Origin of the sequence: Corallibacter vietnamensis (genome assembly GCF_039537875.1) — a bacterium.
GTDB classification, from domain to species: Bacteria; Bacteroidota; Bacteroidia; order Flavobacteriales; family Flavobacteriaceae; genus Corallibacter; species Corallibacter vietnamensis.
This window is the reverse complement of record NZ_BAABBI010000004.1, coordinates 103005-113890: the sequence shown is the minus strand read 5'-3', so window position 1 is coordinate 113890 and position 10886 is coordinate 103005. Positions and strand designations below refer to the sequence as shown.

Annotated in this window: 9 protein-coding genes and 1 other RNA gene; 4 read left to right on the top strand and 6 right to left on the bottom strand. The window is 32.4% G+C overall.

The features are described 5' to 3' along the window. Window positions 1–359: 359 nt before the first annotated feature. Window positions 360–1541, bottom strand: coding sequence for a hypothetical protein (locus ABD690_RS12040; protein ID WP_344730834.1), 1182 nt, complete (start codon window positions 1539–1541; stop codon window positions 360–362). A gap of 119 nt (window positions 1542–1660) precedes the next feature. Continuing rightward, window positions 1661–2953, bottom strand: coding sequence for a fumarylacetoacetase (fahA, locus tag ABD690_RS12035; protein WP_344730833.1), 1293 nt, complete (start codon window positions 2951–2953; stop codon window positions 1661–1663). Window positions 2954–3157: 204 nt separating this feature from the next. Between fahA and glyA the strand changes: the two genes are divergently transcribed. Next, a complete protein-coding gene (gene glyA, locus ABD690_RS12030) occupies window positions 3158–4432 on the top strand; it encodes a serine hydroxymethyltransferase (protein WP_344730832.1) in 1275 nt (424 codons plus the stop codon). Between the two features lie 63 nt (window positions 4433–4495). Here the strand turns inward: glyA and ABD690_RS12025 are convergent, their stop codons facing one another. The 3 genes from ABD690_RS12025 to ABD690_RS12015 all read right to left on the bottom strand — a co-directional run bounded on the left by ABD690_RS12025 (window position 4496) and on the right by ABD690_RS12015 (window position 7571). Further along, window positions 4496–6052 (bottom strand): hypothetical protein, encoded by a 1557-nt coding sequence (locus tag ABD690_RS12025; protein WP_344730831.1) that lies wholly within the window; start codon window positions 6050–6052, stop codon window positions 4496–4498. 72 nt (window positions 6053–6124) lie between these two features. Beyond that, a complete protein-coding gene (locus ABD690_RS12020) occupies window positions 6125–6514 on the bottom strand; it encodes an acyl-CoA thioesterase (RefSeq protein WP_344730830.1) in 390 nt (129 codons plus the stop codon). A gap of 22 nt (window positions 6515–6536) precedes the next feature. Continuing rightward, entirely contained in the window at window positions 6537–7571 is a 1035-nt protein-coding gene (locus tag ABD690_RS12015; RefSeq protein WP_344730829.1) for a glutaminyl-peptide cyclotransferase, read from the bottom strand. A 90-nt stretch (window positions 7572–7661) separates the two neighbouring features. On the opposite strand from ABD690_RS12015, the gene ffs reads away from it, so the two are divergent. The 3 genes from ffs to fsa all read left to right on the top strand — a co-directional run bounded on the left by ffs (window position 7662) and on the right by fsa (window position 9317). Continuing rightward, an RNA gene (gene ffs, locus ABD690_RS12010) (signal recognition particle sRNA small type) lies at window positions 7662–7760 on the top strand. A gap of 56 nt (window positions 7761–7816) precedes the next feature. Beyond that, a complete protein-coding gene (locus tag ABD690_RS12005; protein WP_344730828.1) occupies window positions 7817–8620 on the top strand; it encodes an SDR family oxidoreductase in 804 nt (267 codons plus the stop codon). Window positions 8621–8663: 43 nt separating this feature from the next. Next, window positions 8664–9317, top strand: a complete 654-nt coding sequence (gene fsa, locus ABD690_RS12000) for a fructose-6-phosphate aldolase (protein WP_344730827.1) — start codon at window positions 8664–8666, stop codon at window positions 9315–9317. 42 nt (window positions 9318–9359) lie between these two features. Here fsa and ABD690_RS11995 read toward each other — a convergent pair whose 3' ends face one another. Beyond that, the gene (locus tag ABD690_RS11995) at window positions 9360–10799 is read right to left on the bottom strand and encodes a TlpA family protein disulfide reductase (RefSeq protein ID WP_344730826.1); all 1440 of its coding nucleotides are present in this window, start codon (window positions 10797–10799) and stop codon (window positions 9360–9362) included. Window positions 10800–10886: the final 87 nt, after the last annotated feature.

The window sequence follows — 10886 nt, the reverse complement described above, 5'->3', positions numbered from 1 at the left end:
TGAAAGGACAAGCTACGCGAGTTTCTACGACTTAAAATCGAGGTCTAAAAGCCTCATAGAACTGTACGAAATCTGTGTAGAAAAGAGAGGGGATTTTCAATGTTGACGAAGTCTTAAGCTTCTGCGTATATAATAACCTTATTCCTCTCTTTTGTCTTTTCTGTTTTATGTTTAAATTTAATGAATTGTAAACTTAAGAAGTATATAAAAAATAGCAGTTAAGTGCCAAACCAAAGGTTTGCTCTTTTCTGCTATATTTGTTTTAACTGAAAACTGGCACATATAATTCTGCTACTTTTCATATACAAATATGTCAACCAAAACACATAAAAAAACACCCTTATTGGGTGTTTTTTTTATTATCCTCTTAAACTGTAATTATTAATGATACGTTTTAATTTAAGTTTTAAATCTTCGCCAGTATCATATACCATTTGTTCGTTGGTAGGAAATGCCACGCGGCGGTTGTTAAGTAATTTTACATCTTTTTTGTTTAATGCTCTAATGTCGCCTCTGTAAGTTGCATAATGGTTTTCAAAAATAAACGCACTATCTAAACCAAAACTATCTAACACGTGGCCGTTTGTCATATCACTATAAATAACTTGCCCAATAACACGCGTACTTTTAGATTGATTTATTTCAAACACACGCGCTTTAACATTGATAATATTTGGTACAGTAACCGTGTTACCCAAACTATCTTTTACAACGTTACCATTTCTGTCTTTTTGTGGTTTTACACCATCTACAATTTGTTTCTCTCTCAAAAGCTGACGTTGATTTAAATGTTCTGGTGATACTACAATTTGTTGTAACTGTAGTTGCATTGCATAATCATACTGTATTTCAGGGTTGCTGTGAGCGTGATATTCTGTCCAAAAATCATTTAAACCATATGTGTCAAATTGTAATAAATCGTTTTCTAAACGTTTCGGAATTATTTGACGTGTTTGGTTTTCTATAGTTACAAGAACATAATCGGTTCCTAATTTGTAAGCAACATCCATAAGATTTCTGACATCTTTATAATCTGGATTTATATGCTCAATATCTTCAAGTAATGTATATGCAACACGTTTATCAAGCTTATTGTTGTTGTTTAATAAGGTGTTAGCATTTACATATTTGTATTCTGATACTTTTTCTCTGTAGTTGACAATCTCATTACTAAAATCATGAAATGTTAAGGTTAATGGTTTGCCGTCAATTTGCAAAGGCATTACTGCTTTTATAGCATTTTGACGAGATTCCATATCTAGATATGTATCATAAATAGTTTCAAACAAAGCAGGGTTACCATCTTTTTGTAAATGGTTTATGGTGCTTAAGTTTTCGTCAACAACTTTGTAATAGGCGTCTTGTAGCATAACAATATAGTCTTGCTTACGCTTTTTGTCTTTGTTGTTTTCTAGTTTTTTTAGCGCATTGCTAATAGCAAGGTCGTAATTGCCGCTGTGTAGTTGCTGTTCAATTTGCTTTCTTCCAACACAAGATACTAGTACCGAAAGAAGAACTGATAGAAGTAATAATCTTTTCATAATCGTGTGTTTTAAAATGATACATAATACTTTAAAACCAATTATGATGCCAAACAATAAAAAGAAACCTCTAATTCTAAAGGATTAGAGGTTATTTATTTGATATTGTGAGTGTTGGGTTATTTTGCTTTTTTAGGGTTAAAAACCGGAAGTAACTGTGTAGACACTTCACCAAAACCTATTCTGGTACCGTTTTTCTCACAGTGACCACGCATAATTACAGTATCGTAATCATTGATGAATTTACGTTCAGTACCATCTTCTAATTTAATAGGGTTTTTACCTTGCCAAGTTAGCTCTAGCATAGAACCGTAAGAATCAGGTGTTTTTCCCGAAATGGTTCCGCTTCCCATCATGTCTCCAGAATTTACAGGGCATCCATTTATAGTGTGATGTGCTAGTTGTTGAGACATATTCCAGTACATATATTTAAAGTTAGATTTACTAACAATAGTTTCTTTTGCTGTTTTAGGCTGTATAGATACTTCTAAATTGATGTCAAAACTCTTTTTTCCTTTATATTGTAAATATGGTAATTGAGGTTTTAATGGCTTAGGGCTTTCTACACGATACGGCTCTAGAGCATCTAGGGTTACTATCCAAGGAGAAATTGAAGAAGCAAAGTTTTTTGCTAAAAAAGGTCCTAATGGCACATATTCCCATTTTTGAATATCTCGAGCAGACCAGTCGTTAAACAATACTAATCCGAAAATGTATTCTTCAGCTTCATCAACAGGAATTGGTTCTCCCAAGTCATTAGCATCAGTTGTTATGAAAGCCATTTCAAGTTCAAAATCAACTAATTTTGAAGGGCCAAAAACGGGTGTGTCACTTCCTGCAGGAATGGTTTGTCCTTGCGGTCTGTGAACAGGAATTCCAGAAGGTATAATAGAAGAACTTCTACCGTGATATCCTACAGGAATATGTAGCCAGTTAGGCATTAATGCATTATCAGGATCTCTAAACATAGTTCCTACATTGGTAGCGTGTTCTATACTTGAATAAAAATCTGTATAATCACCAATTTGAACAGGTAGTTGCATTTCAATTTCGTCTAAACGAAAAAGAACAACTTCTTTATGTTTTTTGTTGTTTTTAAGTGCGTCGTTTTCATCATCAAAAATTTCTGCAATACGATTTCTTACAGCACGCCATGTTTTTCTGCCATCGGCAATAAAATCGTTAAGTGTATCTTGAAGAAAAATATCATCTGTAAGCGGAATTCCTTCAAAATAGCCTAATTGATGTAGCGCTCCTAAATCTATAGCGGTATCTCCTATACGTGTTCCTATGGTGATAATATCATCTCTGGTAAGAAACACACCAAAAGGAATGTTTTGTATTGGAAAATCAGAATTTTTATCGACGTGTAACCACGACTTTCTATTTGGGTTGTTAGCTGAAATAGGCATAACTAAAAATTGTTTTTAATATTTATAAAATATCTATTCAAACCTACATAATTTTTTTATTTTAAGTGCATAAAAGCAAAAAAATGTCTGCAGGCACGAACCGTTAATAAATTGGTTCAAAACTTCTGGGTAAATATATGTTTTTTGATGTGTTAAACTAATCTATTTACTATTTTTGAGAAATTTTTAACGAATACAACAAACATGCAACGCGACGAACAAATATTTGAGCTTATACAAGCCGAACACGAAAGACAATTACATGGTATAGAACTTATTGCATCTGAAAACTTTGTTAGTGACCAAGTTATGGAAGCTGCAGGTTCTGTATTAACCAATAAATATGCTGAAGGTTACCCAGGAAAAAGATATTATGGCGGTTGTGAAGTGGTAGATGAGGTAGAACAAATAGCAATAGATAGAGCAAAAGCACTATTTGGAGCAGCTTATGCCAATGTGCAACCACATTCAGGTAGTCAAGCAAACACGGCTGTTTTTGCTGCGTGTTTGAAACCTGGAGATAAAATTTTAGGATTTGATTTATCTCATGGTGGGCATTTAACACATGGATCTCCAGTAAATTTTTCTGGTAAATTATATAACCCTGTTTTTTACGGTGTTGATGAAGCATCTGGACGCATTAACTACGATAAAATGGAGGCTATTGCTAAAGCTGAAAAACCGCAGTTAATTATTGCAGGAGCATCAGCTTATTCTCGTGATATGGATTTTAAACGTTTTAGAGAAATTGCTGATAGCGTTGGTGCTATATTAATGGCTGATATTTCGCATCCTGCAGGACTTATAGCAAAGGGTATTTTGAGTGATCCAATACCTCATTGTCATATTGTAACTACAACAACACATAAAACCTTACGTGGACCTCGTGGTGGATTGATACTAATGGGAGAAGATTTTGACAATCCGTTTGGATTAAAGTTGAAAAATGGAAATTTAAAGAAAATGTCTACGTTATTAAATTCAGCTGTTTTCCCTGGAAATCAAGGAGGTCCTTTAGAGCATATTATTGCTGCTAAAGCGATTGCTTTTGGAGAGGCATTAACAGATGAGTTTATGCACTATATGTTACAAGTAAAAAAGAATGCTGCTACAATGGCAGAAGCTTTTGTGAAACGTGGTTATCACATTATTTCTGGAGGTACAGACAACCATATGATGCTGATAGACTTAAGAAATAAAAACATTAGTGGTAAAGAAGCTGAAGAAGCTCTGGTAAAAGCTGATATTACTGTAAATAAAAACATGGTGCCATTTGATGATAAATCGCCTTTTGTAACATCAGGAATAAGAATAGGAACGCCAGCTATAACAACTCGTGGGTTAAAAGAAAATGATATGGAAGCTATTGTATCATTAATTGATGAGGTTGTTTTAAATTATCAAAACGAAGATAAGCTTCAAGAAATTGCAGCAAAAGTAAATGCTATGATGAGCGACTTGCCTTTGTTTTCTGCGTAAATGAATATATAAGTATGAAATAAAAAAGCCTGCAACTACGCAGGCTTTTTTTATTTTTTGTTATTAAAATGATGTGTGTTGATAGGCTCCCATATCAGGAGTGGCTGTTCGGCTTTGGTTAAGAATATCAAAGGGAACATTGTTTGAAAAAGGATTGTTTCCTATAATTCCTATAGCAGCAGAGTTTTCACCAATAATCATTTTGTTTTCTCTTGCATCCATAAAATCTGGATCATCATTAAATGTATTGTTTTCGTAATGTAATACATCATTAAAATTGTAATTGGCATCACTAAAATTATTGTTTGAGTCTTCAAAACGTAATAAACAATTGGTAAACTTAAAGTTAAAAGCTACTGCAGCATCAGGAATTTCATCCAAAATAAATTCAGGGTTATCATTTCCGTAAATAATACAGTTGTTAAAGTTGGCTTCAGTAAGCTCAAATAAGTTTGTTACATTATTTTGGTCAACTACAAAGTTGTTTATCAATAGGGCAGGGAATTGTCTAAAACTATTGTTCCAGTAGTTAGCAATTGTGCTGTGTGTTACATTGTATTTACCACCTTGAGTTGCTGCAAAAGATGATAAGCCAGAATTGTTTATTACAAGGTTTTCAGCTCTTATTGATGTAAATCTTCCTAAAATACCATAATTACTTGAGTTGTATATTTGAGAGTTTGTAATGGTTAATTTGTCTGTTGGAGTATTCGCGTTACCATCACTTAAAATAGCTACAGAGGCATTTTTAATAGTCGCATAGTTTATAGTATTGTTTGTGCTGCCTTCAAATAACCAAATAGTTCCCCATTGTCCTGGAATATCAGAGAAATTAGGCTCTAAACGATCTCCTTCAAAAATAACTTCATTCTCTAATAGTTCTTCATCACTACTTAATTCACCATTTATATGAAGAGAACCACCATCAGAAATTAATAATCCTGAATTAGCATGAAAGTGAACACGAGCTCCTGGATTTACAGTTAAAGTTTCACCATTCCCAACGGCAGCATATCCGTAAATAACATAAGGTTTGTCATTAGTAAATGTTTGTTCTGTAGGTAATAAATAGCGTCCTTCAATATCTGTTTCTACTTGTTCGCCGTCAATATTTAACGTTAAAGTTTCTATAACTCCAGTAGTGTTATCCTTGTCAGGATATATAAATACAGCATCTTTTACTAGTGTGACAAGATCTACAGTTTGCATTGTAGGTCCAATTCCAAATTCAATTTTGTCTGTGTATAAAAACTCATTATTACTACTAGGAAGATTGTTAATGTCTATTGTGGTTTCTATAAAAACAAACATGCTGTCTTTTGCAAGAAGTTCAACGTTTTGAAATTCTTTTCCAGCCATGCCATCTACATTTAGGCGGTATTCAGAATTTTCTCCTAAAGCGAGTCTAACAGAAGGAATACTAATGTCTTCATTACTTGTGTTGTAAACTTTGAGCGTGTAAGTACTTGAACCTATATTGGTAAATACGGTATCAAGATATACGGTGTTTTTAGAAAAAAACAAACCACCTGTACTTGGTGTGAATTCGAAGTCTTTTCTACAAGAGCTCCAAAGCGTTAAAAAACAGATAGTAAAAATAAAGTATAGGACTTTTTTCATAAGAATGATAAATAATCTTCAAAGGTTAAAAATATAACTTTTAGTGAGATGATTTAGTATATCAACTCATTATTAATTAAATAAATTTATAACGTCTTCGGTTATTCTTGTAGGTCGCATTGTTTTACGGTTCATAAAACACCATGTTGTTTCAGATTTAGCAAGAAGCTTATTACTTTTTTGATTGATGATTTCAACAACACGCGTTGATTTGATGCCTTCGGATTTGGTAATATACGTTTTTAGGGTAATAATATCGTTGAGTAAAGCTTCGCTTTTATACGTTATAAAATGATTAATCATTACCCAAAAATAGGCATCAAGAATTTTGCTAGGTGTTTGGGTTTCCCAGTGTGTTTTAGCAATGTCTTGCACCCATTGTACATAGCGTACGTTGTTTACATGGTTTAGCTCGTCAAGATCTTGTTTTGTAACAGTAATTGTGGTCTCGAATATTTGCATTAAGCTAGTAGCTTGTTTATTATTAATTAGTAATAATCTCTACTTCAAATAATTTATCCCAACGTTTTCCTGTAACAAATAAAGTGTTTGTTTCTGGATTGTAAGCAATACCGTTTAGAACATCTAGTTTAGGGTGTTGCGTAACGAGTTTGTGTAAAGGAGAAAAGTCAATAACGCCTTCAACAGCGCCATTTTTAGGGTTAATAATAGCAACACCATTTTTTTGGTAACGGTTGGCGTATATTTTGCCATTTACCCATTCAAGCTCGTTTAGTTCAACAACTTTTCCTTTATTGTGGTATGCTTGAATATAATCTTCTTCTATAAGTGTTTCTGGGTTTAATGTCCAAATTTTTTCAGTACCATCACTCTTATAAAGTGTTTTTTTATCATTGCAGATTCCCCAACCTTCTTTGCTTTCTCCAAATTTAAAACTTCCAGTTTTTTCAAAAGTATTCACATCATAAACAAAGCCAGTTCCGCTTCGCCAAGTAAGTTGATACACCTTGTCATTTAAAATAGTTAAGCCTTCGCCAAAATATTCGTTTGGAAGATTTTTGTTTTTAAGAATTTCACCTGTTTTATAATCTATCTTACGTAATTTAGACTCATTGTATTGTCCGGTACTTTCATATAGCTCACCATTGTAAAACTCTAACCCTTGTGTGTAAGATGTGATATCATGTGGGTACTCGTTAATAATTTTATAAGAATATATTTTTGGTGTTGTATTATTTAAAATAGTAATGGTATCTACTATTGTTTGTTCTTCACCATCAATAGTAAGTGTAGCACTTACAGCATGCGCTCCTAGTTTAAAATCTTTTAAGTCTACTTTGTTTGATATACTTTTTCCGTCAATAGAGTATCTGGCAGTTCCTAATTCATAGTTTTTAGGATTTGTAATGTCTAGCTCTAGCGTGTTATTTACAGAAATTGCCTTACCATTTGCGTTAGTTTTTATGGTTAAGCTATTTTTTTTCTGCGAAGCACTACTTCCGCAAGAAACGATTAAAACATTTAAAAATATGATAGTAAGATACTTAAGTGGTTTCATTGTCGTGTTTTAATTTTTAAGCAAGATATTTATTAAAATTCAGTTTAAAAAATCATTGTGATAAATTTAAAAAGATTGTATCTTTGCAGCCGGCAAGTCCTACACAACCAGCTCCTGCTGAATCCTCCAGGGCGGGAACGCAGCAAAGGTACGCGGTCGTAGCGGTGTGATGTAGGTAGCTTGCCTTTTTTTGTACCCAAAACTTTCCTTTATTATTGTATTTTTGAAACTCAAACAAAACATTTATGTCTAAAGTTGTATTGATAACTGGCGGTTCTTCAGGAATAGGTAAATCTATAGGTGAATTTTTAACCGAAAAAGGGTATACGGTTTTTGGAACTAGTAGAAATCCTGATAAATATAAAAACAGTAAATTCAAATTAGTAGCACTTGATGTTGCTGATTTTTTGTCAATACAAAATGCCGTAAAAACAGTTATAGATACCGCAGGCCATTTAGATATACTTATTAATAATGCCGGTGCAGGTATTACTGGAGCTATTGAAGAAATTCCAGATGCTGAAATAAAACGAAATTTTGAAACAAATTTTTTCGGTCCAATAAATGTTATAAAAGCAGTATTGCCGCAAATGCGTAAACAAAATAGCGGGTTAATTATTAATGTTACATCTATTGCTGGTTATATGGGGCTTCCGTATAGAGGTATTTATAGTGCTAGCAAAGGCGCTTTAGAGTTAGTGACAGAGGCTTTTAGAATGGAAATTAAAGGCTTTAACATAGATATGACCAATGTGGCACCTGGAGATTTTGCTACAAATATTGCTTCAGGACGATATCATGCGCCAGTTTTAGACGATTCTCCATATAAAATACCATATGGAAATACCATGAAGTTAATGGATTCTCATGTAGATTCGGGCAAAGATCCGTTGCTTATGGCAAAAGCCGTTTACAAAATTATAAATACAAAAAAACCTAAAGCACATTATAAAGTAGGTGAGTTTCTTCAAAAGTTTTCTATTGTGCTTAAGCGTATTTTACCAGATAAAGTTTATGAGAAGATGCTCATGAATCATTATAAATTGTAATTTCGCAAAAAATATACACAACTAATAAATTAATAAACAAGCAATGAAATTTTTTATTGACACTGCCAATTTAAACCAAATTAAAGAAGCTCAAGACATGGGTATTCTTGATGGTGTAACTACCAATCCTTCGTTAATGGCTAAAGAAGGAATAACAGGTCATGACAATATAATGAAACACTATGTAGATATTTGTAATATTGTTGATGGTGATGTTAGTGCCGAAGTTATTTCTACCGATTTTGAAGGTATGGTAAGAGAAGGAGAAGCTTTAGCTGAACTTCACAAGCAAATTGTTGTTAAGTTACCTATGATAAAAGATGGTGTAAAAGCCTGTAAGTATTTTTCTGATAAAGGAATAAAAACGAACGTAACTCTAGTGTTTTCAGCCGGACAAGCTTTATTAGCTGCAAAAGCTGGAGCAACTTATGTATCGCCATTTATTGGACGTTTAGATGATATTTCAACAGATGGATTAAATCTTATTTCAGAAATTCGTCATATTTATGATAACTACGGATTTGAAACCGAAATATTAGCAGCATCTGTACGTCATACAATGCACGTTATTGATTGTGCTAAAATAGGAGCCGATGTTATGACAGGACCTCTAAGTTCAATTGAAGGGTTATTAAAACACCCATTAACAGATATAGGCTTGGCGAAGTTTTTAGAAGACTTTAAAAAAGGAAATTAATTAAAATATAAAACAAAAAAACCTGCATTTAGCAGGTTTTTTTTATTGGTTTAACAAACTTAAAAGTTGCTCTTCAAAATGTATCGAAAACATATTTGTATGAGCATTTACAATGTTACCATTCTTATTTATTATCATTACTTTGTTTATTGGGTAAATAGCTAAACGATGTTTTGCTTCTTTAGGATGTTTAAAAATAAACTCGTTTGTAGTTGCGTAATGATATTGTTTTACAATGTTTTTCCAAACAGATTCATTTGATTTATCTGTATTAATTGCAATAAAGTTAATTTCTGGATACTTTATTTTCAACTCTCTAGCTTTTGCATGGCTATTTATGTGAGTTTTGTGAGAAGAAGACCAAAAATATAAAACAGTTGGTTTCTTAATAACCTTATTTAACGAAACTTCTATATTATTAATATCAACAAGAGTTAAATTAGGTAATTTATTACCAGGCTTTAAGTTTTTAAGAGAATTGATGATATTGCTAACGTACTCTTTATGGTTTGGGTTAGAACTTTTTTCAGTAAAAGATTCTAAAAGCGCATCATAATCTGCTACATCTTTATTGTTACTAATAAAACCTACAGCAGCACGTATTAATAAAGAGTTTTTTATAGAGTCGTTACTAATTAAACTGTCAATTAATTCCAGTTTTATAAGATTATAATCAAGAGATTTTTTGTTAAAAGTACTATCCGTTGAGGTTTTAAAATGTTCTGTTAAAGCTATGTTTTCTAAATGATGTACCAAAAACGAGTAGTAAGGCGCAAAATTTACTAGATTGTTTTTGTTGTAATCAACCTTGCTACGGAATTTATAAAAGTTTTTAGGTAGTGTTTGTATGATGTTTCTCTCTGTGCTTGTATAGTTTACAAACGGATACACTTCTTTGCTTAAATAATAGTTATAGTCAATATTTGTTTTTACTAAATCATTAAATAGCTCTGAAGTAGTGTTTTTAGAGCTAAAACTATCAAGTGTTTTCTGTTTTTTAGATCTGATAGAATCTATTTTTTTCTCAAACTCAGCAGCAGGCAACTGGCTAAAGCCTAAAACAGTTTTATCTTCTTTTTCATTTTCAAGAAATAGATTAATCAAGTAATTGTTCTTTTTTGCACCAGTACCTGTAAATACTAAAGACTCATCAAACTCCATGGTGTTTATTCTACACAAAACACTGTCTTGAGATTCTAAAAGTACAGTTTGATACTCCATACCATCAGAGGCTTGAAGCTTAAAAGTATATAGTCCTTGTTCTGGCTCGGGAATCGTTAGTTCAAATCTGTTGTTGTCGTTTAATGGAATAGTGTCTATTGCTTGATTTGGATTGTAAAGAATAACAAAATCACTTAATGGATTAATAACTTCTCCACCAAAAAAAACAGTATCACCTGAATTTTTATCAGTATCTTTTTTACAACTATACAGCGTTATAGCACATAAGGCTATAGTATAAAAAGGTTTTATAAATCTCAACGTTTAGATTTTATTTAAGCACATTCTTTACAAAAGTATAAGTTGAAAACATTATCTCTTGTTAATTAGCTGTTAAAGTTATAAAAA